This is a genomic window from Pseudomonas sp. (assembly GCF_033723075.1).
Taxonomy (GTDB): Bacteria; Pseudomonadota; Gammaproteobacteria; order Pseudomonadales; family Pseudomonadaceae; genus Aquipseudomonas.
In genome coordinates this window covers 20,658-44,318 of the sequence record NZ_JAWVXU010000007.1, presented here as the reverse complement: position 1 = coordinate 44,318, position 23,661 = coordinate 20,658, and the positions used below count along the sequence as shown (strand labels likewise).

General features: G+C 60.6%; 23 protein-coding genes. 9 read left to right on the top strand and 14 right to left on the bottom strand.

Features of this window, described 5'->3' with window-relative positions; translation table 11 throughout:
• Nucleotides 1-5 precede the first annotated feature (5 nt).
• From hflD to R3355_RS10215, 4 genes are all read right to left on the bottom strand, one after another.
• A complete protein-coding gene (gene hflD / locus R3355_RS10230; RefSeq protein ID WP_318949081.1) occupies nt 6-626 on the bottom strand; it encodes a high frequency lysogenization protein HflD in 621 nt (206 codons plus the stop codon).
• A complete protein-coding gene (mnmA, locus tag R3355_RS10225; protein WP_318961094.1) occupies nt 623-1,756 on the bottom strand; it encodes a tRNA 2-thiouridine(34) synthase MnmA in 1,134 nt (377 codons plus the stop codon). Before mnmA ends, hflD begins: the two co-directional genes overlap by 4 nt.
• A gap of 62 nt (nt 1,757-1,818) precedes the next feature.
• Nucleotides 1,819-2,259: an NUDIX hydrolase gene (locus tag R3355_RS10220; protein WP_318961093.1), complete on the bottom strand. Its 441-nt coding sequence runs from the start codon at nt 2,257-2,259 to the stop codon at nt 1,819-1,821.
• A gap of 145 nt (nt 2,260-2,404) precedes the next feature.
• Entirely contained in the window at nt 2,405-4,630 is a 2,226-nt protein-coding gene (locus R3355_RS10215; protein ID WP_318961092.1) for an NADP-dependent isocitrate dehydrogenase, read from the bottom strand.
• A 547-nt stretch (nt 4,631-5,177) separates the two neighbouring features.
• Between R3355_RS10215 and icd the strand changes: the two genes are divergently transcribed.
• The gene (gene icd, locus R3355_RS10210; protein WP_318949076.1) at nt 5,178-6,434 is read left to right on the top strand and encodes an NADP-dependent isocitrate dehydrogenase; all 1,257 of its coding nucleotides are present in this window, start codon (nt 5,178-5,180) and stop codon (nt 6,432-6,434) included.
• Nucleotides 6,435-6,508: 74 nt separating this feature from the next.
• On the opposite strand, the gene cspD is transcribed toward icd, so the two are convergent.
• Nucleotides 6,509-6,766, bottom strand: a complete 258-nt coding sequence (gene cspD, locus R3355_RS10205; RefSeq protein WP_318949075.1) for a cold shock domain-containing protein CspD — start codon at nt 6,764-6,766, stop codon at nt 6,509-6,511.
• Between the two features lie 233 nt (nt 6,767-6,999).
• Between cspD and clpS the strand changes: the two genes are divergently transcribed.
• Together clpS and clpA are read left to right on the top strand one after the other, a co-directional pair.
• Nucleotides 7,000-7,362 (top strand): ATP-dependent Clp protease adapter ClpS, encoded by a 363-nt coding sequence (clpS, locus tag R3355_RS10200; RefSeq protein WP_318949098.1) that lies wholly within the window; start codon nt 7,000-7,002, stop codon nt 7,360-7,362.
• 29 nt (nt 7,363-7,391) lie between these two features.
• Entirely contained in the window at nt 7,392-9,662 is a 2,271-nt protein-coding gene (gene clpA, locus R3355_RS10195; RefSeq protein ID WP_318961091.1) for an ATP-dependent Clp protease ATP-binding subunit ClpA, read from the top strand.
• A 302-nt stretch (nt 9,663-9,964) separates the two neighbouring features.
• Here clpA and infA read toward each other — a convergent pair whose 3' ends face one another.
• The 4 genes from infA to trxB form a co-directional block, all read right to left on the bottom strand.
• Nucleotides 9,965-10,183 (bottom strand): translation initiation factor IF-1, encoded by a 219-nt coding sequence (infA, locus tag R3355_RS10190; protein WP_002553999.1) that lies wholly within the window; start codon nt 10,181-10,183, stop codon nt 9,965-9,967.
• A 107-nt stretch (nt 10,184-10,290) separates the two neighbouring features.
• Entirely contained in the window at nt 10,291-10,998 is a 708-nt protein-coding gene (locus R3355_RS10185) for an arginyltransferase (protein WP_318951397.1), read from the bottom strand.
• Nucleotides 10,999-11,053: 55 nt separating this feature from the next.
• Nucleotides 11,054-11,734: a leucyl/phenylalanyl-tRNA--protein transferase gene (gene aat, locus R3355_RS10180; RefSeq protein ID WP_318961090.1), complete on the bottom strand. Its 681-nt coding sequence runs from the start codon at nt 11,732-11,734 to the stop codon at nt 11,054-11,056.
• Nucleotides 11,735-11,804: 70 nt separating this feature from the next.
• Nucleotides 11,805-12,755, bottom strand: coding sequence for a thioredoxin-disulfide reductase (gene trxB, locus R3355_RS10175; protein WP_318951399.1), 951 nt, complete (start codon nt 12,753-12,755; stop codon nt 11,805-11,807).
• A 245-nt stretch (nt 12,756-13,000) separates the two neighbouring features.
• Here trxB and ftsK point away from each other — a divergent pair, with 245 nt between their 5' ends.
• The 6 genes from ftsK to cysG all read left to right on the top strand — a co-directional run bounded on the left by ftsK (nt 13,001) and on the right by cysG (nt 20,594).
• Nucleotides 13,001-15,403 carry a DNA translocase FtsK gene (gene ftsK / locus R3355_RS10170; protein WP_318961089.1) on the top strand — a complete coding sequence of 801 codons (2,403 nt, stop codon included), beginning with the start codon at nt 13,001-13,003 and terminating at the stop codon, nt 15,401-15,403.
• A 30-nt stretch (nt 15,404-15,433) separates the two neighbouring features.
• On the top strand, nt 15,434-16,060 hold the full coding sequence (lolA, locus tag R3355_RS10165; RefSeq protein ID WP_318949285.1) for an outer membrane lipoprotein chaperone LolA: 627 nt from the start codon (nt 15,434-15,436) through the stop codon (nt 16,058-16,060).
• A gap of 19 nt (nt 16,061-16,079) precedes the next feature.
• Nucleotides 16,080-17,405, top strand: a complete 1,326-nt coding sequence (locus R3355_RS10160; RefSeq protein WP_318961088.1) for a replication-associated recombination protein A — start codon at nt 16,080-16,082, stop codon at nt 17,403-17,405.
• Nucleotides 17,402-17,776 (top strand): fluoride efflux transporter CrcB, encoded by a 375-nt coding sequence (gene crcB / locus R3355_RS10155; protein WP_318961087.1) that lies wholly within the window; start codon nt 17,402-17,404, stop codon nt 17,774-17,776. The genes R3355_RS10160 and crcB overlap by 4 nt, the downstream gene beginning before the upstream one ends.
• Before the next feature lie 16 nt (nt 17,777-17,792).
• A complete protein-coding gene (gene serS / locus R3355_RS10150; protein WP_318961086.1) occupies nt 17,793-19,073 on the top strand; it encodes a serine--tRNA ligase in 1,281 nt (426 codons plus the stop codon).
• A 126-nt stretch (nt 19,074-19,199) separates the two neighbouring features.
• Nucleotides 19,200-20,594 (top strand): siroheme synthase CysG, encoded by a 1,395-nt coding sequence (gene cysG / locus R3355_RS10145; protein ID WP_318961085.1) that lies wholly within the window; start codon nt 19,200-19,202, stop codon nt 20,592-20,594.
• A 7-nt stretch (nt 20,595-20,601) separates the two neighbouring features.
• Here cysG and R3355_RS10140 read toward each other — a convergent pair whose 3' ends face one another.
• The 5 genes from R3355_RS10140 to tusC form a co-directional block, all read right to left on the bottom strand.
• Nucleotides 20,602-21,600, bottom strand: a complete 999-nt coding sequence (locus R3355_RS10140; protein ID WP_318961084.1) for a glutathione S-transferase family protein — start codon at nt 21,598-21,600, stop codon at nt 20,602-20,604.
• Nucleotides 21,601-21,690: 90 nt separating this feature from the next.
• The gene (locus tag R3355_RS10135; protein ID WP_318961083.1) at nt 21,691-22,674 is read right to left on the bottom strand and encodes a glycosyl transferase family protein; all 984 of its coding nucleotides are present in this window, start codon (nt 22,672-22,674) and stop codon (nt 21,691-21,693) included.
• Nucleotides 22,671-23,006, bottom strand: a complete 336-nt coding sequence (locus R3355_RS10130) for a TusE/DsrC/DsvC family sulfur relay protein (protein ID WP_318961082.1) — start codon at nt 23,004-23,006, stop codon at nt 22,671-22,673. Before R3355_RS10130 ends, R3355_RS10135 begins: the two co-directional genes overlap by 4 nt.
• Nucleotides 23,003-23,302 carry a sulfurtransferase complex subunit TusB gene (gene tusB / locus R3355_RS10125; protein ID WP_318961081.1) on the bottom strand — a complete coding sequence of 100 codons (300 nt, stop codon included), beginning with the start codon at nt 23,300-23,302 and terminating at the stop codon, nt 23,003-23,005. Before tusB ends, R3355_RS10130 begins: the two co-directional genes overlap by 4 nt.
• Nucleotides 23,302-23,661, bottom strand: a complete 360-nt coding sequence (gene tusC / locus R3355_RS10120) for a sulfurtransferase complex subunit TusC (protein WP_318961080.1) — start codon at nt 23,659-23,661, stop codon at nt 23,302-23,304. Before tusC ends, tusB begins: the two co-directional genes overlap by 1 nt.

Genomic DNA, 23,661 nt, shown 5'->3' with positions numbered 1-23,661 from the left:
CACGGCTAACCGCGTAACAGCGGATAGAGTTCCTTGAGCAGCTTGCTGCGGCTGAACACCAACTGCCAGCGGTGGCCGCCCAGCTGACGCCACAGTCGGGCCGAGCGGATGCCGGCGAGCAGCAGGGCGCGAATCTTCGAGGCGTTGCTCGGTTGCTGCAGGTGGCGCATGTCGCCCTGCACCTGGATACGCTGGCGGAAGGTGCTGATGGTGTCCTCGTAGAGACTGCCGCAGCCGGCAATGACGTTGTCGTGCACCAGGCCGAAATGACCGACCTGGTTCTGGATCTGGTCCAGGCGGCTGCCCATGACCTGCAGCATGTCGTCGCGCTTGGCCAGTTGCCTTTCCAGTCCGAGCAGGGCCAGGGCATAGCGCAGCGGTTCGCGCTGCAGGCTGGCCGGGTCACGTTCCAGGGCGCTGATCAGGGCGCGATACCCCTCGCGCAGGTTGAGGTCGTCACCGCCGTATACGTCCAGGGTGCTCTTGGGGTCGCGCACCAGCAGGCTGCCCAGCATGCATGCCAGCCCTGGCTCGCCAACCTGTCCGGTCTTGGCCAGCTTGTCGACCAGCACTGCGGCTTCGAAAACCGCACCCAGGGCGACCAGTTGTTCCTGCGTTGGACTCATGGATGCTTATCCTTGCTGCTCCAGGGTTCTGCTATTTCGATCACGCCGCCGCCGAGGCAGACTTCGCCGTCATAGAACACCACGGACTGGCCGGGCGTGACCGCGCGTTGCGGCATGGAAAAACTGGCACGATAGCCGCTGGTGGTTTTTTCCAGGATGCAGGCTTGATCGCCTTGGCGATAGCGCACCTTGGCCGTCAGCTGGCGCGGCTCCTTGAGCTCGATTGGATTAACCCAGTAGACCTCGGAGGCGAGCAGGGCGCTGGCAAACAGCCAGGGGTGATCGTTGCCCTGACCGACCACCAGCACATTGCGCTCAAGGTCTTTTTGCAGCACGTACCAGGGCTCGTCGCTGGCGTCTTTCAACCCGCCGATGCCCAGGCCCTGACGCTGGCCGATGGTGTGGTACATCAGGCCACTATGACGGCCGATGACCTCGCCTTCGGTGGTTTCGATATCGCCGGGCTGGGCCGGCAGGTACTGCTTGAGAAAGTCGCTGAAGCGCCGTTCGCCGATGAAGCAGATACCGGTGGAGTCCTTTTTCTTCGCCGTGGCCAACTGGTGCTTCTCGGCGATGGCGCGCACTGCCGGTTTCTCCAGCTCACCAACGGGGAACAGGGTCCTGGCGATCTGCTCGCCACCAACGGCATGCAGGAAGTAGCTCTGATCCTTGTTCGGATCCAGGCCCTTGAGCAGCTCGGTGCGGCCATCGCGATCGCGGCGGCGCACATAGTGGCCGGTGGCAATCAGGTCGGCGCCGAGCGCCAGGGCATAGTCGAGGAAGGCCTTGAACTTGATTTCGCGGTTGCACAGGATATCCGGGTTGGGCGTGCGCCCGGCCTTGTATTCGGCAAGAAAATGCTCGAACACATTGTCCCAATACTCCGCGGCGAAGTTGGCGGTGTGCAGTTTGATGCCAATCTTGTCGCACACGGCCTGGGCATCGGCCAGGTCATCCATGGCGGTGCAGTATTCGGTGCCGTCGTCTTCGTCCCAGTTCTTCATGAACAGGCCTTCGACCTGATAACCCTGTTCGAGCAGCAGCAGGGCCGAGACGGACGAATCCACGCCGCCGGACATGCCGACTATGACGCGTTGCTGTTCTGGGCTGGGGAGGGCTGGATCACGCATGGGGGTGTCTGCACAAAAGACGAAATTCTAACAGGCTGGCGGTGCCAAGGCTAAGGCGGTATTCAATCACGGATCAGCTCCAGATCATGCAGCGGGCCAGCGAGGTAGTCGTCGATGCAGCGCAGGACCAACTCGCTGCGCCAGCGTTCTGGCTGGCTGGACACTTCAGCGCGGCTCAACCATGACGCGCCGACGATGCCGCTGTCCAGACTGCGTTGCGGGTGATGACGCAGCGGTTTGGCGACAAAGCAGACGCGCTGATAGGTCACCCCATTGCTCGGCGCGGTATACAGATAAATACCGACGATGCCGCTGAGTTCGACATCCCAGCCGGTTTCTTCGAGCGTCTCGCGCACCGCTGCTTCGCGCAGGGTTTCGTTGGCTTCAAGATGGCCGGCGGGCTGATTGAGTACCAGACGGCCGCCCTTGAGCTCTTCGACGAGGAGAAAGCGGCCCTGGTTTTCGACGATAGTGGCAACGGTGATGTGGGGGTGCCAATCCATGTGTGTGTCCTGTAGGAATGGGTCGATCATAAGCAGCCGCCGGGCGGCGGACTGCATGTGCTGCGCCAGGGCATACAAACAGAAACCCCGGCACTTGGCCGGGGCTTCTGATCATGCGGCGCGCTCAGGCGCCAGATGTTACGCCTTACAGCAGCGAGGCGATCGCGGCGTTGAAGGTTGCGCTCGGGCGCATGACCTTGCTGGTCAGCTCCGGGCTGGAGCGGTAGTAGCCGGCGATGTCCACCGGCGAGCCCTGCACGGCGCCGAGTTCGGCAAGGATGGTTGCTTCGTTGTCGGTCAGGGTTTTCGCCAGCGGGCTGAAGTGCGCCTGCAAGGAGGCGTCTTCAGTCTGCGCAGCCAACTCCTGGGCCCAGTACATCGCCAGGTAGAAGTGGCTGCCACGGTTATCCAGCTCACCGGTTTTACGCGACGGCGACTTGTTGTTGTCGAGCAGCTTGCCGGTGGCGGCATCCAGGGTTTTACCCAGCAGCTTGGCGCGTGGGTTGGCGTTCTTGATGCCGGTCTCTTCCAGAGACACTGCAATAGCCAGAAACTCGCCGAGCGAGTCCCAGCGCAGGTGGTTCTCTTCGATCAGCTGCTGCACGTGTTTCGGCGCCGAACCGCCGGCACCGGTTTCGTACATGCCGCCGCCCGCCATCAGCGGCACGATGGAGAGCATCTTGGCCGAAGTGCCCAGCTCCATGATCGGGAACAGGTCGGTCAGGTAGTCGCGCAGCACGTTGCCGGTCACCGAGATGGTGTCCTGGCCGCGAATCAGGCGTTCCATGCTGATGCGGATGGCTTCGTTGTAACCCATGAGGCGAATATCCAGGCCGCTCAGGTCGCATTCCTGCAGATAGGTTTCGACCTTCTTCTGCAGCTGCCGATCGTGAGCGCGCTCCGGGTCGAGCCAGAAAATGGCCGGCGTGTTGGATTGGCGGGCGCGGGTAACGGCCAGCTTGACCCAGTCGCGAATCGCCGCGTCCTTGGTTTGGCAGGCACGCCAGATGTCGCCGGCCTCGACTTCGTGCTGCATCAGCACGGTGCCGTCAGCCAGCACCACGCGCATGCTGCCGTCGACGGCGACTTCGAAGGTCTTGTCGTGGGAGCCGTACTCTTCAGCCTTCTGCGCCATCAGGCCGACGTTCGGCACGCTGCCCATGGTGGTCGGGTCGAATGCGCCGTTGGTTTTGCAGAAGTTGATCATTTCCTGGTAGATGCGGGCGTAGGTGCTTTCCGGCATCACCGCCTTGGTGTCCTTGAGCTTGCCATCCTTGCCCCACATCTGCCCGGAGCTGCGAATCATCGCCGGCATCGAGGCGTCGACGATCACGTCGCTCGGGATGTGCAGGTTGGTGATGCCCTTGACCGAGTCGACCATGGCCATTTCCGGGCGACCGCTGTAGCAGGCATGGATGTCGTGGAGGATCTCTTCCTGCTGCGAGATGGGCAGGGATTTGATCTTGTCGTAGACGCTGCTGATGCCGTTGTTCGGGTTGACGCCCAGCTCCTTGAACAGCTCACCGTACTTGTCGAACACGTCCTTGTAGTAGACGCTGACGGCGTGGCCGAAGACGATCGGATGGGAGACCTTCATCATGGTCGCCTTGACGTGCAGGGACCACATGACGCCGGTTTCCTTGCAGTCCTGCAGGGTCGCTTCGAAGAACTCGCGCAGCTTGCGGCAGCTCATGAACATGCTGTCGAAGACTTCGCCTTCCAGCAGGGCGAGCTGTTTCTTGACTTCGACCTTGCCGTTCTTGTCGACGAACTCGATGCGCACGTCACCGGCTTTGTCCATGGTGATCGACTGTTCGCTGGAGAAGAAGTCGCCGCCGCGCATGTAGTCGGCATGGGACTGGGAGGCCATGCTCCACTTGCCCATCGAGTGCGGGTGCTTGCGGACGAAGGCTTTGACCGCGGCGGGTGCGCGACGGTCGGAGTTACCTTCGCGCAGGACCGGGTTCACGGCGCTGCCGAGAATCTTGCTGTAAAGCGCGCGGGCTTGCTTTTCCGCGTCGCTCTGCGGGTCTTCCGGGAAGTCGGGGATGTTGTAACCCAGGGCCTGCAGCTCGGCGATGGCACCTTTGAGTTGCGGTACCGAGGCACTGATATTCGGTAGCTTGATGATGTTGGCTTCTGGCGTAGTGGCCAGAACAGCCAGCTTGGCGAGGTCGTCCTGGACGCGCTTGTCAGCCTCCAGGTACTCGGCAAAGCTTGCAAGAATGCGCCCTGCAAGAGAGATGTCGCTGGTTTCGACGGCTATGTCAGCGGATGCCGCGAAAGCTTCTACAATTGGCAGAAGCGAATAGGTGGCAAGGGCTGGAGCTTCATCGGTGAAGGTGTAGACGATCTTCGAACGGTTGGACATTTGGGATTAACTCTCTTCTTTGCTAAGCGAGCACAGAATCTCGAGATGCGCAGGTAGGCGCGTTCGCTCAAAGTCGTCAATGAGCCGAAAGTCGAGGATTTGCCGCATTTGATGTGGGATGCACCAGTAGAGCGTTGAGCAGTTGAACGATTGAGATGCGGTAACAACTCGACCGGTTCAAGGGCCGGCTGCCTCGTTCAAGACAGGCAAGCCCTTATGACTCGTTAGTCACGGCGCGCAGTATACCATTGCACTAAGGTGCTGAAGAATGCCCTTGTGCCTACAGGGGCCTGTCGGACTTGACCGTTCGTAGCGAGGGGCGGTCCGGTTTGAGGCAATTGGGCTGCTTTTCCGAGGCGAATAGCGGGCTATTTAACGAGGAAAAGCAGCAAAAATGATCCTCCCTACCAAGAAGAATGGTTTTTCCGTAGTAGCGCGGCGTTAAATTCGCCAGTCTCCTATAGACCAAGGAACAGGTGGTCTCGCCCGAATCAAGTGGGTTACGCTCGGGAGAGATATGATTTCTAACCACAAAGCGGAGTCCAGCATGGGATACCAAAAGATCCAGGTGCCAGCAACCGGTGACAAAATCACCGTCAATGCCGATATGTCGCTTAACGTACCGGACAACCCGGTCATCCCTTACATCGAGGGTGATGGCATCGGTGTCGATATCAGTCCGGTGATGATCAAGGTTGTCGATGCGGCCGTCGAAAAAGCCTACGGCGGTCAGCGCAAGATTTCCTGGATGGAAGTTTATGCCGGCGAGAAAGCCACTCAGGTGTATGACCAGGACACCTGGCTGCCTCAGGAAACCCTGGATGCGGTCAAAGACTACGTCGTTTCCATCAAGGGTCCGCTGACCACCCCCGTCGGTGGTGGCATCCGCTCCCTCAACGTGGCCCTGCGCCAGCAACTGGATCTGTACGTTTGCCTGCGCCCGGTACGCTGGTTCCAAGGTGTACCCAGCCCGGTGAAGAAGCCTGGCGACGTCGACATGACCATCTTCCGGGAAAATTCCGAAGATATTTATGCCGGGATCGAATGGAAAGCCGGTTCGCCGGAGGCCGACAAGGTCATCAAGTTCCTCAAGGAGGAAATGGGTGTCACCAAGATCCGCTTCGACGAGAACTGCGGCATCGGCATCAAGCCGGTTTCCCTGGAGGGCACCAAGCGTCTGGTGCGCAAGGCGCTGCAGTATGTGGTCGATAACGACCGCGACTCGCTGACCATCGTGCACAAAGGCAACATCATGAAGTTCACCGAAGGCGCTTTCAAGGAGTGGGCCTACGAGATTGCCGCAGAAGAGTTCGGCGCGACCCTGCTCGACGGTGGGCCCTGGATGCAGTTCAAGAACCCGAGAACCGGCAAGAACGTCATCGTCAAGGACGCCATCGCCGACGCCATGCTGCAGCAGATTCTCCTGCGGCCGGCTGAATACGATGTAATCGCCACGCTAAACCTGAACGGCGATTATCTGTCCGACGCACTGGCGGCCGAAGTTGGCGGCATTGGTATTGCGCCTGGCGCCAACCTCTCCGACAGTATCGCCATGTTCGAAGCCACCCACGGCACTGCACCGAAGTACGCCGGCAAGGACCAGGTGAACCCGGGTTCGCTGATCCTCTCTGCCGAAATGATGTTGCGTCACATGGGCTGGGTCGAAGCGGCCGACCTGATCATCAAGGGCACCAATGGCGCTATCTCGGCCAAGACAGTGACCTATGACTTCGAGCGGCTGATGGACGGCGCCCAGTTGCTGTCCTGTTCACAGTTCGGCGACGCCATGATCTCTCATATGTGAGCTGATCAGCGGTAAGAAAAAGGCCGGTCAAGTGACCGGTCTTTTTTATTTTGGGTAGCCAGTTATCCTGCTATTCAGGCCTCAATCGTATTGCCGTGAGGCTGGCTTGCAGGTGCCTCGGTGGTGGCCGAAAGCGCGCTGATGTTCACGGCATGGAGCCCTTTGGGGCCTTGGATAATGTCGAAACTTACCGCCTGACCAGCTTTCAGGGTTTTATAGCCGTCCATCTGGATCGCCGAATAATGAGCGAACAGGTCCTCATCCCGTCCGTCGGCCAGAATGAATCCATAGCCCTTGGCATTATTGAACCACTTGACCTTACCGCTAAGCATGCTGATATCCCTCTGCAAAGAACTCCACCACTGGAGTATCATCCACTTCTGATTCCGCGCGCGAATCAACTGGCTTGGGCGAGGGCGCGGAATCCCTCATACCTACACATGTGGGTATTCATTGTTTGTAACACCGTTTTGCCGATAGTCAAGGCGATGCTGCGACTGCCTGAGACACAGGTCAAACTCCATCTACCATCCGTACTCGCCCAGCCATGAACCCCTATTCCAGCATGCATGCACGTAGCCAGATTCGACTAACATTCAATCAGGACCGTCCGGCAACGCATGAGGACGATTCCACCGGCCTTGCCGTGCAGGAATCCAAGCCCGCGCTGCAGGCACCACCGCTTTACAGGGTGGTCATATTCAATGATGACTACACACCGATGGATTTCGTGGTCGAAGTGCTCGAGGTGTTTTTCAACTTAAATCGGGAGCTGGCGACCAAGATCATGCTGACCGTCCACACAGAGGGACGGGCAGTTTGCGGAGTGTTTACCCGCGACATCGCCGAAACCAAGGCAATGCAGGTTAATCAGTACGCTAGAGAAAGCCAGCATCCGCTACTCTGTGAGATAGAGAAGGACGGTTAACGCCGGCCGCTTGGGCACGAGGTGAAGCCATGTTAAATCGAGAGCTCGAAGTCACCCTCAATCTGGCCTTCAAGGAGGCTCGCACCAAGCGTCATGAATTCATGACGGTTGAGCACCTCCTTTTGGCTTTATTGGATAACGAGGCCGCCGCCAGCGTATTGCGCGCATGCGGCGCCAACCTCGACAAATTGCGCCACGACCTTCAGGAGTTCATCGATTCCACCACCCCGCTGATTCCACAGCATGACGAAGAACGTGAGACCCAGCCGACCCTGGGCTTTCAGCGGGTATTACAGCGCGCTGTATTCCATGTGCAAAGCTCCGGCAAACGCGAAGTGACTGGCGCCAACGTGTTGGTGGCGATTTTCAGTGAACAGGAAAGCCAGGCAGTGTTCCTGCTCAAGCAGCAGAGTGTTGCGCGCATCGACGTGGTCAATTTCATCGCCCACGGCATTTCCAAAGTGCCAGGGCATGGTGGCCATACAGAAAGCGAGCAGGAAATGCAGGACGAAGAGGGTGGCGAGTCTTCGGCTTCAGGCAATCCTCTGGACGCCTATACCAGCAATCTCAATGAACTGGCTCGCCAAGGGCGGATCGATCCTTTGGTCGGCCGAGAGCTGGAAGTGGAGCGGGTCGCGCAAATCCTGGCACGTCGGCGCAAGAACAACCCGCTGCTGGTAGGCGAGGCCGGTGTGGGCAAGACCGCCATAGCCGAAGGCTTGGCCAAGCGTATTGTCGACAATCAGGTACCCGACCTGCTGGCTACCAGCGTGGTCTATTCCCTGGATCTGGGAGCCTTGCTGGCTGGCACCAAATACCGTGGCGATTTCGAGAAGCGGCTCAAGGCGCTGCTCAACGAGCTGCGCAAGCGCCCGCACGCGATCCTGTTTATCGACGAGATCCACACCATAATTGGTGCGGGGGCTGCGTCTGGCGGGGTGATGGATGCTTCCAATTTGCTCAAGCCGATGCTGTCTTCGGGAGAGATTCGCTGCATAGGTTCCACCACCTTCCAGGAGTTTCGCGGCATTTTCGAGAAGGATCGAGCCCTGGCGCGGCGTTTTCAGAAGGTTGATGTTGGTGAGCCTTCGGTGGATGACACCTACAGCATCCTCAAGGGCCTCAAGGGGCGCTTCGAACAGCACCATGGCATCGAATACAGTGACGAGGCTCTGCGCGCGGCGGCTGAGCTTGCCGCTCGCTATATCAATGACCGACACATGCCTGACAAGGCCATTGACGTCATCGACGAGGCAGGCGCCTATCAGCGCCTGCAGCCAATGGAGAAACGCGTCAAACGCATCGAAGTGGCGCAGGTCGAGGATATCGTCGCAAAAATTGCGCGAATTCCACCAAAGCACGTCAGCAGTTCGGATAAAGAGCTGCTACGCAACCTGGAACGCGACCTCAAATTGACAGTGTTTGGTCAGGAAGCCGCCATCGACTCCCTGTCCACGGCGATCAAGTTGTCGCGGGCTGGGCTCAAGGCGCCTGACAAGCCGGTCGGTTCTTTCCTCTTTGCCGGTCCTACCGGGGTTGGTAAAACCGAAGCGGCTCGTCAGCTATCCAAGGCGCTGGGTGTCGAGTTGGTGCGCTTCGATATGTCCGAATATATGGAGCGGCATACGGTTTCCCGGCTGATCGGTGCGCCGCCAGGCTATGTCGGCTTCGATCAGGGTGGTTTGCTGACCGAAGCCATCACCAAGACGCCGCACTGTGTTCTGTTGCTCGATGAAATCGAGAAGGCTCATCCAGAGGTCTTCAATCTGCTGTTGCAGGTGATGGATCACGGCACCCTGACCGACAATAACGGGCGCAAGGCGGATTTCCGTAACGTGATTCTGATCATGACCACCAACGCCGGGGCGGAAACCGCAGCGCGGGCGTCCATTGGCTTTACCTACCAGGACCATGCGTCCGATGCCATGGAAGTGATCAAGAAGAGCTTCACGCCGGAGTTCCGCAATCGTCTGGATACTATTATCCAGTTCGGCCGACTGAGCCATGAAGTGATCAAGAGTATCGTCGACAAGTTCCTTACCGAGCTGCAGGCGCAACTTGAAGACAAGCACGTGATGCTCGAGGTCAGCGATGCCGCGCGCGGCTGGCTGGCTGAAAAAGGTTACGACGTGCAGATGGGGGCAAGGCCTATGGCGCGCTTGATTCAGGAGAAGATCAAGCGGCCCCTGGCGGAGCAGATCCTGTTTGGCGAGCTGGCCGAGCACGGGGGCGTGGCCCATGTCGATCTCAGTGGCGACGAATTGACCTTCGAATTCGAAACCGCTGCGGAAATGGCCTGAAGTCGCTCTCGCTTTAGCTAAATAGCGCCCACAAAAACGCCCGGCAATGCCGGGCGTTTTTGTGGGCGCCTGATTTTATCAGTACTTGAAAACCGCGTGCCGGGAGGTCAGGTTGAGCCGCAGCTGGTGCAGTCAGCGAAAAAACAAACTGCTTTACTCGCTTCACCCAGGAGGCTGTCGGACTTTAGCTGTAGGCAGTCTCAAGTCCGGCAGGCTCCTGGCGCCAGGCTAGGCGCGTTGAGGCTGCGCCATTTAACCTGCCCTCATGCCTATGACCAAATGCAGCGGTTTTCAAAAACCTGTTAGCGGGCGCGGTAGGTGATACGACCTTTGCTCAGGTCATAAGGCGTTAGTTCTACGCGAACCTTGTCGCCAGTCAGAATGCGGATATAGTTTTTGCGCATCTTTCCGGAGATGTGCGCGGTAACGACGTGCCCGTTTTCCAACTCCACACGGAACATGGTGTTGGGCAGGGTGTCGACGACAGTGCCTTCCATTTCGAAGCTGTCTTCTTTCGACATTCAGTAAAGCCCTCGGTATCCAAAGTATGACCATGGCCAGGTGCAACTGGCTCCAGGCAAAAGCGGCGTGCATTGTGCCCGAAAAGGAGGGTGTACGCCAAGTGACTTCAGGTGAGAGTGATCCAGCGCTGATTAACGAACAGCTCGATTGGGCGATATTGCGTCTTGTAATTCATTTTTCGGCAGTTTTTGATCCAGTAACCGAGGTACAGGGCGTGCAGCCCAAGGCGCGACGACTCCCTGATTTGCCAAAGAATGGCGAAGCGCCCGAGGCTGCGACGCTCTTCGCTAGGTTCGTAAAAGGTGTAAACCGCGGAAAGGCCGTTGGGCAGCACGTCGGTGACCGCGATAGCCAGCAGCCGGCCGTGCTGGCGGAACTCGTAGAAACGGGAAAACGGCAGGTCGCGTACCAGAAAGGTGGAGAACTGCTCGCGGTTCGGTGGATACATGTCGCCATCGGCATGGCGCTGCTCGATATAGCGAACATAGAGGTCGTAGTACTCCTCGGTGAACGCCGGGCGTACCGCAAAGACCTGGATGTCGAGGTTGCGTTTGAAAATACGCCGCTGTTGGCGATTGGGGCGAAACTGGGCAGTGGGAATGCGTGCGGGCACACAGGCCGAGCAGCGTTGGCAGTGGGGTCGGTAAAGATGATCACCGCTGCGGCGAAAGCCCATTTCCGAAAGTTCGGCATAGACATCCACATCCATTGGCTGGCTGGGGTCGAGGAACAGGGTGGTGGCCTGCTCTTCGGGCAGATAGCTGCACGGATGAGGCTGGGTGGCGTAAAACTTCAGGCGGGCCAGCTCGGTCATGATCGACTCTCGAGGTAATGCCTTGAACAAGTGTAAGCCACCCTGAGGTACTCGCCTAGGCGATCCACGGTGCCTTGTCGGGCTGGTCGATGTGCTGCTTCAGGTAGTCGGCGAAATCTGCCCTGGCAATTTGCTTGGCGCCAAAGCGGTGCAGGTGTTGCGTGGGCATCTGGCAGTCGATGAGTGCGAAGCCCCAGGCCTTTAGTTGTTCGACCAGGGTGACAAAGCCGACCTTCGAGGCGTTATCGGCGCGACTGAACATGGATTCGCCGAAAAATAATCGGCCCATTGCCAGTCCGTATAGCCCGCCGACCAGTTCATCGTTGCGCCAGACTTCGACCGAATGGGCAATGCCGCGCCGATGCAGTTCAAGGTAGGCGTGCTGCATTGGGGTAGTTATCCAGGTGCCCCCGGCATAGTCGCGTGGCTCGGCGCAGGCCTGGATTACCTTGGCAAAGTCTCGGTCGAAGGTCACCTGGTAGCGTGCCTGGCGCAGCACCTTGGCCAGGCTGCGCGAGACATGCAGCTCTTCCGGGAGGAGCACTGTGCGCGGATCCGGCGACCACCAGAGAATCGGCTGATCGTCCTGGAACCAGGGGAAGCAGCCGTGGCGATAAGCCGCGATCAAACGCTCGGCACTCAAGTCGCCGCCGGCCGCAAGCAAGCCATTGGGTTCATGCAGAGCTTTGGCGAGCGGCGGGAAACTCAGTGAGTCGCGTTGCAACCAAGTCAGCATACGACGAAACCGCGAGAGGCGAGGGTGGGTTTGGCCGCCTGGCGGGCTGTAGCGCCCGCCCAGGGGGCGATCAATTGTCGTCGAGGAATTTTTCGACATCCAGTGCAGCCATGCAGCCGGCACCTGCAGAGGTGATTGCCTGGCGGTACACATGGTCGGCCACGTCGCCGGCGGCGAACACACCCTCGATACTGGTCGCGGTAGCGTTGCCCTCGCTGCCGCCCTTGATCAGCAGATAGCCGTCGCGCATTTCCAGTTGGCCCTGGAACAGGTCGGTATTGGGCTTGTGGCCGATGGCGATGAATACGCCCGTCAGCGGCAGTTCCCTGGATAAGCCATTGGTGGTGTCTTTCAGGCGTACGCCGGTTACGCCGCTGGCATCGCCAAGCACTTCGTCGAGGGTGTGATTCCAGTGCAGATGGACGTTGCCGTTGGCTGCCTTGTCGAACAGCTTGTCTTGCAAGATCTTTTCCGAGCGCAGCTTGTCGCGCCGGTGAACCAGGTGCACTTCCTTGGCGATATTGGCCAGGTACAACGCTTCCTCGACGGCGGTATTGCCGCCACCAATCACTGCAACGACTTGATTGCGGTAAAAAAAGCCGTCGCAGGTGGCACAGGCAGAAACGCCTTTGCCGGCAAAGGCTTCTTCTGACGGCAGGCCGAGGTACTGGGCCGAGGCGCCGGTGGCGATGATCAGTGCATCGCAGCTGTAGGTGCCGCTGTCACCCTTGAGGATAAACGGACGCTGTTGCAACTCGGCCGTGTGAATGTGGTCATAAATGATCTCGGTGTCGAAGCGCTCGGCATGTTTTTGCATGCGCTCCATGAGCGCGGGACCGGTCAAACCTTCGACGTCACCCGGCCAGTTGTCCACTTCGGTGGTAGTGGTGAGTTGGCCGCCGGGCTGGATGCCGGTGATCACTACGGGCTTGAGGTTGGCGCGGGCGGCATATACCGCCGCAGCGTAACCGGCAGGGCCGGAACCCAGGATGATCAGGCGTGAATGTTTGACTTCACTCATAAAAACACCTCATAAGCCTTTGTCACAAAAGAGAATGCGTGCTCAAATTGAGCTGCACGTAATATGTTGCTGGCTATGCTACACCGAAGCAGGGGGCGAGCGGGAGCCGGTGGCAGAGACCTCCGTTCAGGCCGGTTGCCACCTGTTGCCTAGCGTGGCAGCAACCGGGTAAATCCGTACAATAGGCAAAAATTTTGCCGTTAACCGATTATTCGGCGCGCCGCTGGCGCAGGAATAGATGTGTTTTGAAGAATTCAAGCCCTACAGCCCAGACTCCAGTCTGGCGTCAGCAATTGCCATATAGGTTGAAAGAGGGCGCCTTGATCGCTCTCGGTGCACTCTGTCTTTATCTGTGGATGGCACTGCTGACCTATGATCCCGCTGACCCGGGCTGGACGCATACCAGCAATATCGATCAGGTGCAAAATGCCGCCGGCCGTGCTGGCGCCTGGTTCGCCGATATCCTGTTCATGGCCTTGGGCTATTTCGCTTATGTGTTCCCGCTGTTGCTCGGGGTCAAGACCCTGCAGGTATTCCGTGCCCGCCATCAGCCCTGGCAGTGGAGCGGCTGGCTGTTCTCGTGGCGATTGATCGGCCTGGTGTTCCTGGTGCTGTCCGGGGCAACGCTGGCCGATATTCATTTTGACGCGGGCGCCAGCATGCCGGCCGCTGCCGGCGGGGCATTGGGCGAGAGTCTTGGCCAGTTGGCCGAAGATGTATTGAACGTGCAGGGCAGCACCTTGCTGTTCATTGCATTGTTCCTGTTTGGCTTGACCGTGTTCAGCGATCTGTCCTGGTTCAAGGTCATGGACCTTACCGGCAAGATCACCCTGGATCTTTTCGAGTTGATCCAGAGCCTGATCAACCGCTGGTGGAATGCACGTACCGAGCGCAAGCAACTGGTTGCCCAGTTGCGCGAAGTCGATGAGCGGGTCAGCGAGGTGGCTGCGCCGATGGTGCACGACCGTCGCGAACAGGCCAAAGTCAAAGAGCGCCTGCTGGAGCGCGAGGAAGCGCTGACGAAACACATGAGCGCCCGTGAAAGCCGCACGGCGCCAATGATTACCCCGCCGGCAGAGCCTAAAGTCGCCGAGCCGAGCAAGCGCGTACAGAAAGAAAAGCAGGCGCCGCTGTTCGTCGACAGCGCCGTCGAGGGCACCTTGCCACCGATTTCCATTCTTGATGTCGCCGAAAAGAAGCAGAAGAAATTTTCCCCCGAGTCGCTGGAGGCCATGTCGCGCCTGCTCGAGATCAAGCTCAAGGAGTTCGGCGTCGAGGTCATGGTCGAGTCGGTGCACCCGGGACCGGTGATCACCCGCTTCGAGATCCAGCTCGCCGCCGGGGTCAAGGTCAGCCGCATTTCCGGGTTGGCGAAGGATCTGGCGCGCTCGATGGCGATCATCAGCGTGCGCGTGGTCGAAGTGATTCCCGGCAAAACCACCGTGGGTATCGAGGTGCCCAACGAAGACCGCCAGATCGTGCGCTTTTCCGAGGTACTGTCGTCACCCGAGTACGATGACGCCAAGTCCCCGGTGACCCTGGCCCTGGGCCACGACATCGGTGGTCGCCCGGTGATCACCGACCTGGCAAAAATGCCCCACTTGCTGGTCGCCGGCACCACCGGCTCGGGTAAGTCGGTCGGGGTCAACGCGATGATCCTGTCGATCCTGTTCAAGTCCACGCCGGAAGAGGCGCGTTTGATCATGATCGACCCGAAAATGCTCGAGCTGTCGATCTACGAGGGCATTCCTCACCTGCTTTGCCCGGTGGTCACCGACATGAAGGAGGCGGCCAACGCCCTGCGCTGGAGCGTCGCCGAAATGGAACGGCGCTATAAGCTCATGTCGAAGATGGGCGTGCGCAACCTGGCCGGCTTCAACCGCAAGGTCAGGGAAGCCGAGGAGGCGGGCGAGCCCCTGCCGGACCCGTTGTACAAGCGCGAAAGCATGCACGACGAGGCACCGCTGCTGAAAACCCTGCCGACCATCGTGGTGGTGGTGGACGAGTTCGCCGACATGATGATGATCGTCGGCAAAAAGGTCGAAGAGTTGATCGCCCGAATCGCGCAGAAGGCCCGCGCCGCCGGTATCCACCTGATTCTCGCCACCCAGCGGCCGTCGGTAGATGTGATCACCGGCCTGATCAAGGCCAACATCCCGACGCGCATGGCCTTCCAGGTGTCGAGCAAGATCGATTCGCGGACCATTCTCGACCAGGGTGGCGCCGAACAGTTGCTCGGCCACGGTGACATGCTCTACCTGCCGCCCGGCACCGGTTTGCCGATTCGCGTGCACGGCGCCTTCGTTTCCGACGAAGAGGTTCACCGTGTGGTCGAGGCCTGGAAGCTGCGGGGCACGCCGGACTATATCGAAGACATTCTGGCCGGTGTCGAGGAGTCCGGCAGTGGCTTCGACGGCAGCAGCGAGGGAGGCAGCGAAGGCAGTGAAGAAGATCCGCTGTATGACGAAGCCGTGCGTTTCGTCACCGAAAGCCGTCGGGCCTCGATTTCCGCAGTGCAGCGCAAATTGAAGATCGGCTACAACCGTGCAGCACGGATGATCGAAGCGATGGAAATGGCTGGCGTGGTGACATCGATGAGCACCAATGGCTCGCGCGAAGTGATGGCGCCAGCCCCAACTCGTGACTAACGCCAAGAAATCAATGTGATAAGGAGTTCCATGGGCCTGATTCGAATGCTGTTGCTGGCAGCTTTAAGCTTTTCCAGCGTTTCCACTCTGGCGGACGAGGATGCGTCGGCACAACGCCTGACCGCATTGCTCAGCCAGGCGCAAACCATCAGCGCGCGCTTCTCGCAGCTGACCCTGGATGGCAGTGGCGCGCAGTTGCAGGAAACCGCAGGTCAGCTTGTGCTGAAACGGCCGGGACTGTTTCGCTGGCATACCGACGCCCCTATGGAGCAGTTGCTGGTGTCCAACGGCGAGAAGGTCTGGTTGTATGACCCGGATCTGGAGCAGGTCACCATTCAGACCCTCGACAAGCGCCTGACCCATACCCCGGCACTGCTGCTGTCCGGCGATGTCTCCGAGATTCAGGAGAACTTCGCGATCAGTCATCAGGAAGGCGGCAACGTGGTCGACTTCATGCTCAAGCCGAAATCCAAGGACACCTTGTTCGACAGCCTGCGATTGTCGTTTCGCAGTGGCGTGTTGAATGACATGCAACTGATCGACAGCATCGGCCAGCGCACCAACATCCTGTTCCTCGGCGTGGAGATGAATGAAGCGGTGGACGACAGCCTGTTCAGCTTCGAGATTCCCGAAGGCGCGGATGTCATTCAAGAGTAAGAGGTCGTAGCCCGCCGCCATGGATCTGTTCCGTAATGCTCCCATCGCCCAGCCCCTGGCTGCGCGCCTGCGTGCCGCCAGCCTGGACGAGTACGTCGGTCAGGAGCATCTGCTGGCACGCGGCAAGCCGTTGCGCGAGGCGCTGGAGCAGGGCGCACTGCACTCGATGATCTTCTGGGGGCCGCCGGGCGTGGGCAAGACCACCCTGGCGCGCTTGCTGGCCCAGGTCACCGATGCCCACTTCGAGACGATTTCCGCGGTGCTCTCCGGCGTGAAGGAGATCCGCCAGGCAGTCGAGGTCGCGCAACAGCACGCCGCCCAGTACGGCCGTCGGACCATCCTGTTCGTCGACGAAGTGCACCGGTTCAACAAGTCGCAGCAGGATGCCTTTCTGCCCTATGTGGAAGACGGCACCCTGATCTTCATCGGTGCCACCACCGAAAACCCCTCGTTCGAACTGAATAACGCGCTGCTTTCGCGAGCCCGCGTCTATGTCCTGAAAAGCCTCGATGAGGAGGCGCTGCACAAGCTGGCGACCCGTGCCCTGGCTGATCCCAAAGGGCTCGGCGAACGACAGCTCAGCCTGCCGGAGGCAAGCTTCAAGATTCTCCTGGCCGCCGCCGATGGCGATGGCCGGCGCTTGCTGAATTTTCTGGAGAACGCCGCGGATCTGGCCGAGGACGGCGGCGCCATCAGTAGCGAACTGTTGCTGGACCTGCTCGGCGACAGCGGCAGGCGCTTCGACAAGGGCGGTGAAGCCTTTTATGACCAGATTTCCGCGCTGCACAAGTCGGTGCGCGGTTCCAGTCCGGATGGGGCACTCTATTGGTTCGCGCGCATGCTCGATGGTGGCTGCGACCCCCTGTACATCGCCCGCCGGGTCGTGCGCATGGCCAGCGAAGACATCGGCAACGCCGACCCGCGCGCTCTGACGCTGTGCCTCAATGCCTGGGACGTGCAAGAGCGCCTGGGCAGCCCCGAAGGCGAACTGGCCGTGGCCCAGGCCATCGTTTACCTGGCCTGCGCGCCGAAAAGCAACGCGGTGTATAACGCGTTCAAGGCGGCGATGCGCGATGCCGCCGAGCATGGCTCCCTGGAAGTCCCGCTGCACCTGCGCAACGCGCCGACCAAGCTGATGAAAGAACTCGGCTACGGCGATGAATACCGTTATGCCCATGACGAGCCGGATGCCTACGCCGCCGGTGAAGATTACTTTCCCGAGCTACTGCCGGCGCGTCAGTACTATCAACCCGTACCACGCGGTCTCGAGCAGAAAATTCGCGACAAACTGGCCCATCTGGCCAGCCAGGATGCGGCAAGTCCGCGCAAACGGAGAAAACCATGATCGCGGTGGTTTTCGCGGTGGCTGCCGGTGGGGCGTGCGGCACCCTGTTGCGCTTTGCCACGGGCAACTGGATCAATGCAAACTGGCCGCAATATTTCTACACCGCCACCCTGGCGGTCAACATCCTTGGCTGCCTGTTGATCGGCTTCCTGTACGGGCTGTTTTTGCTGCGTCCGGACATACCGCTGGAGTTACGCGCCGGCTTGATCGTTGGCTTTCTGGGCGGTTTTACCACCTTTTCATCCTTTTCCCTCGACACCTTGCGCCTGCTGGAAAGCGGCCAGGCGCCAATGGCCTTCGGCTATCTGGCGCTGAGTGTGTTGGGCGGCCTGCTCGCTACCTGGGCCGGCCTATCATTCACCAAACTCTGATCGACGAGAACCCGACATGCTCGACTCCAAACTGGTGCGCGGCCAACTCCACGATGTGGCTCAGCGTCTTGCCACCCGCGGCTTTCAACTGGATGTGGCACGCTTCGAAGCGCTGGAAACCCAGCGCAAGACCGTGCAGACCCGCACGGAACAGTTACAGGCCGAGCGCAACAGTCGCTCCAAGGCCATCGGCCAGGCCAAGCAGCGTGGCGAAGACATAGCGCCGCTGCTGGCTGATGTCGATCGCATGGGCAGCGAGCTGGAGCAGGGCAAGCAGGAGCTGGATGCCATTCAGGTCGAACTGGACGGGCTGCTGCTGAATATACCCAACCTGCCGCACGAGTCGGTGCCGGTCGGCGACGATGAAGACGGCAACGTCGAGGTGCGCCGCTGGGGCACACCCAAGGCCTTCGATTTCGCCATCCAGGATCACGTCAGCCTGGGCGAGCAACACGGCTGGCTGGATTTCGAAACCGCCGCCAAGCTGTCCGGAGCACGTTTCGCTCTGTTGCGCGGGCCTATCGCTCGCCTGCATCGCGCTCTGGCCCAGTTCATGATCAACCTGCACACCGGCGAGCATGGCTACGAAGAGGCTTACACACCTTATCTGGTCCAGGCCTCGGCGCTACAGGGTACAGGTCAGTTGCCCAAATTCGAGGAAGACCTGTTCAAGATCAGCCGCGAGAACGAGGCCGATCTGTACCTGATTCCGACCGCCGAAGTGTCGCTGACCAACATCGTCGCGGGCGAGATTCTCGATGCCAGGCAATTGCCACTGAAGTGGGTGGCCCACACCCCGTGTTTCCGCAGCGAAGCCGGTTCGTCCGGTCGCGACACCCGCGGGATGATCCGCCAGCACCAGTTCGACAAGGTCGAGATGGTGCAGATCGTCGAACCGGGTACTTCTTACCAGGCCCTGGAAGAACTCACCGGCAATGCCGAAAAGGTCCTGCAACTGCTCGAACTGCCATACCGCGTGCTCGCCCTCTGCACCGGCGACATGGGCTTCAGCGCGACCAAGACCTACGATCTGGAAGTCTGGGTGCCGAGCCAGGACAAGTACCGCGAGATTTCCTCCTGCTCCAATTGCGGCGACTTCCAGGCACGGCGCATGCAGGCTCGCTATCGCAACCCGGAAACCGGCAAGCCGGAGCTGCTGCACACCCTCAACGGTTCCGGTCTGGCGGTGGGCCGCACCCTGGTGGCGGTGCTGGAGAACTACCAGCAGGCCGATGGCAGCATTCGTGTACCTGACGTGCTCAAGCCCTATATGGGCGGCATCGAAGTCATCGGGTAAATCGCGAGGACGTACCTGGTAGGGTGGCTTTCAAGTCGCCGCTGCCAGCAACCCCGGTGGGCTGAAGCCCTCCCTACGGGGCAGGTTCCTCGTGCCGCGCCACAGCTACTTGTTTGGATCATGCTCATGGACTTTCTCCCTCTGTTCCACAAATTGCAGGATCGCCTGGTGCTGGTGGTCGGTGGCGGTGAAGTGGCCCTGCGCAAGGCGCGTTTGCTGGCCGATGCCGGCGCCAGGTTGCGGGTCGTGGCGCCCGGGGTGCGCGACGAACTGCGCGAACTGGTCGGCCAGAGAGGCGGCGAGGTGCTGCTGCGTGACTATCAAACCGGTGACCTGGGTGGCGTGGTGTTGATCATCGCCGCCACCGACGATGAGTCCCTGAATGCGCGGATATCCACCCAGGCCCAGGCATTGGGCATTCCGGTCAATGTTGTCGACGCACCCAAGCTGTGCAGCGTGATCTTCCCGGCCATCGTCGACCGCTCGCCACTGATCGTCGCCGTCACCAGCGGTGGCGATGCGCCGGTGCTGGCACGCCTGATTCGGGCCAAGATCGAGACCTGGATTCCGGCGACCTACGGCCAACTGGCCAGCTTGGCGAAGAAATTCCGCGCGCAAGTCAAAGGCCTGTTTCCCGATGTGCAGCAACGCCGGGTGTTCTGGGAGGACGTATTTCAAGGGCAGATCGCCGAGAGCGTGTTCGCCGGCAAATTGCACGAAGGCGAGCGCCTGCTCGAGGCAAAAATCGCCGGTGCCGCACCGCGCGCCCTAGGTGAGGTGTACCTGGTCGGCGCTGGCCCGGGCGACCCGGACCTGCTGACGTTTCGCGCCCTGCGCCTGATGCAGCAAGCCGATGTGGTGCTTTATGATCGCCTGGTCGCTCCGGCGATCATCGAACTGTGCCGTCGCGATGCCGAGCGCATCTACGTCGGCAAGCAGCGCGCGGCCCATGCCGTACCGCAGGATCAGATCAATCAGCGTCTGGTCAGCCTGGCCAAAGAGGGCAAGCGGGTGTTGCGCCTGAAAGGCGGCGATCCGTTTATCTTCGGCCGTGGCGGCGAGGAGATCGAACAGCTGGCGGCCCACGGCATTCCCTTCCAGGTGGTGCCCGGCATCACCGCGGCCAGTGGCTGCGCGGCTTATGCCGGGATTCCGCTGACCCACCGCGATCATGCGCAGTCGGTACGCTTCGTCACGGGCCACCTCAAGGACGGCAGCTGCGACCTGCCTTGGGCGGAACTGGCAGCGCCCAGCCAGACCCTGGTGTTCTACATGGGCCTGGTCGGCTTGCCGCTGATTTGCCAGCAATTGATCGCCCATGGCCGTGCCGCCGGCACCCCCGCGGCGCTGATCCAGCAGGGCACCACGCATAACCAGCGGGTGTTCACCGGCACTCTGGCGAACCTGCCGGAATTGGTCGCCCACCACGAAGTCCATGCCCCGACCCTGGTCATCGTCGGCGAAGTGGTGCAGCTGCGCGAAAAACTCGCCTGGTTCGAGGGCGCGCAGGCAGAAGTCTGAACCGCTCCTACCTTGCCAAGACGCCCTTGCCCGGCAAGCGCGCGCGGTCATGGCCGCGGGACAAGTCCAGCGCGGGGCCCTTGGGCACTATGCCGGTCGGGTTGATGGTGCGATGGCTTGCGTAGTAATGGCCCTTGATGTGGTCGAAATCCACCGTCGCCGCCACACCGGGCCACTGGTACAGCTCGCGCAACCAGTTGGACAGGTTCGGGTAGTCCTCGATACGCCGCAGGTTGCACTTGAAGTGCCCGTAGTACACTGCATCGAAGCGAACCAGGGTGGTGAACAGGCGCCAATCGGCTTCACTGAGGTATTCGTCAGCCAGGTAGCGGTGCTCGCCGAGACGCGCATCCAGCCAATCCAGTTCGGCGAACAGCTCGCCGAAGGCTTCCTCGTAGGCGTCCTGGGCGGTGGCGAAACCGGCGCGGTACACACCATTGTTGACCGCCGGATAGATGCGCCGATTGAGTGCGTCGATCTCGCCGCGCAGCGCTGCGGGATAGAAATCCAGGGAATTGCCCGTCAGCCCGTCGAACGCCGAGTTGAACATGCGGATGATTTCCGCTGACTCATTGCTGACGATGCACTGCCGCTGTCTGTCCCACAACAACGGCACGGTCACCCGGCCACTGTAGTTGGCATCATCGGCGGTGTAGCGCTGATGCAGGAATTCCAGGCCGTCCAGCGCATCACCCGTGGAGCCATGGGCCGGGTCAAAGGTCCAGCCATCGTCGAGCATCAGCCAGCTGACCACCGATACATCGACCAGATCCTGCAAGCCCTTGAGCTGACGCAGGATCAGGGTGCGATGGGCCCAGGGGCAGGCGAGGGAAACATACAGGTGATAGCGACCAGCCTGCGCCTTGAAGCCACCTTCGCCGCTTGGCCCAGGGCTGCCGTCGGCGGTGATCCAGTTGCGTCGCTGGGCATCCTCGCGTTTGAAACGGCCGTCAGCTGCAGTGTCGTACCACTGGTCATGCCAGCTTCCTTCAATCAACAAACCCATTACCCGACTCCTTTGACTTTACGGCTCAGGCGTTCAGTCTAACGGTGGTGGTTCGATTGAAAGGTAGAAAAACCTGCCTCTAAAAATCGACTAGCCCGATATGTTTCGTGCATCCCAGCGCTGCTGCGCCTGCACGAATGCCTCTTCACGGGGGATGCCCAGGCCGCGCAGGGCCACGGCCATGCTGCTCAATACCGCAAGCCTGCCGTAGGCGTCCTCGACTTCGCCGCGCCAGAACGCCCGCAGGTGCTCCGGTTGCAGCGACTCGGGCTTGACGTGGCGCTGGGCCGACAGCGGCGGCCAGTCTTCGTCCCAGTTCTCGCCGTTGGCCGTGCCATAGAGATGGCTGGTGGCGTCCGGATTGATTTCCACCTCGCCACCTTCGCCCTTGATCACCAGTGCGGTGTCGCCGAGCAGCTGGCTGGCTTCGCGGTGCACCGCCTGGTAACCGGGGTGAAAGATGCTCTGCAAGCCGCAGCGCGCCGACAAGGGGTTGAGAATGCGGGTCAGTGAGTGGATCGGCGAGCGCAAGCCAAGGATGTTGCGCAGGTCGATCATTCGTTGCAGTTGCGGCATCCAGTCGCCCAGTGGGATAAACGCCAGGTGCTGCTGCTGCAAGGCGCGCTCCACCTCGGTCCAGCTATGGCACAGAGGGATCTGCAGGAGCCCGATCACCTGCTCGCTGTACAGCCGCCCGGCGGTGTGCGCGCCGCCGCCATGCAGGAGGATGCGCACGCCGCTGTTGGCCAGGGCCTTGGCGGCGAGGAGGAACCAGGGCAAATGGCGTTTCTTGCCGGCATAGCTGGGCCAGTCCAGATCGACCGCAATGGCCGGTGCCTGCAGGCGCTCGCGTACTGCTTCGGCAAAGCCGGCCATCTCCTCGGCGCTTTCCTCTTTGTGCCTGAGCAGCATCAGGAAGGCGCCGAGCTGGGTGTCCTCGACCTTGCCGTCGAGCAACATGCCCATGGCTTCGCGGGCTTCTTCTCGGGTCAGGTTGCGCGCGCCGCGCTTGCCTTTGCCGAGGATCCGCACGAATTGGGCAAAAGGGTGTTCCGCTGGGGTGACAAGGTTCATAGGCAATTCGTCGGTTTGGGCAGGCCCGCCAGTTTGGCGGCGAGTTTGGCGGGAGCGCCTTTAAACAGGAGATTGAGGTACAGGCTGTTGCCTTTTTCCGGGCCTAGCTTGAGCGCCACGTATTTGATCAGTGGTCGGTTGGCTGGCGACAACTGGAACTCGGCGTAGAAGGCCCGCAACAAGCGCAGGATCTGCCAGTGCTCGGCAGTCAGGGCCAGTTGTTCCTGCTGCGCCAGGGCCTCGGCCACCGGTTCCGACCAGTCCGCTAGGGCGAGGAGATAGCCATCCTTGTCCAGCTCGATGCGCCGACCGGCAACGATCAAATGCGTCATAGCCAGCTGTTGACCTTGTCGAAGCGGCAACTGAGTTCGACGAACCCCGGATAGTCGACCACCTGGACCCGCGTCGGCGCGTTGAGAGCGCGGGCGCCTAGGTCTTCGTCGAGGGCAAACAGGTCGATAGCGTCCGGCATCAGCTCCAGGGCCTGGCGCTGCGCGGTGCCGGGTTGCAGGGCATATACCGCATCGCCGCAGAGCAACAGGCCGTCGGCAGGGCCGAGCAGGCGCAGGCAGCTGCTCAACCGACTGTCGCTGAACGGTGAATGGGATAACACATGCAAGGTAGCCATCAGAGGGTGATCACCTGGTCGTAACGGTCGATAAGCGCGATCAGGGCGGCATCATCCAGCACCTCGGTCGCCAGCGTCAGCGCCTGTGGATCCAGGCCGCGCTCCTGCAGGCTGCGGGCCGAGGCATACAGCGACTCGACGCCGAACAGTGGCAACGCCTGCAGGTTGGCAGCGAGGTCTTTCTGCTGCAGGGCGGCGGGCCGTTGCGCTGGCGCCAACTGGCACACGCCGTCGTCGAGAAACAGCATGCCGATAGGCAGGTCGAACGCGCCGCCAGCCAGGGCAATATCCAACGCTTCGCGGGCGCTGGGCCCGGACCAGGGCGACTGGCGGCTGATGATCAGCAAGGATTTACTCAC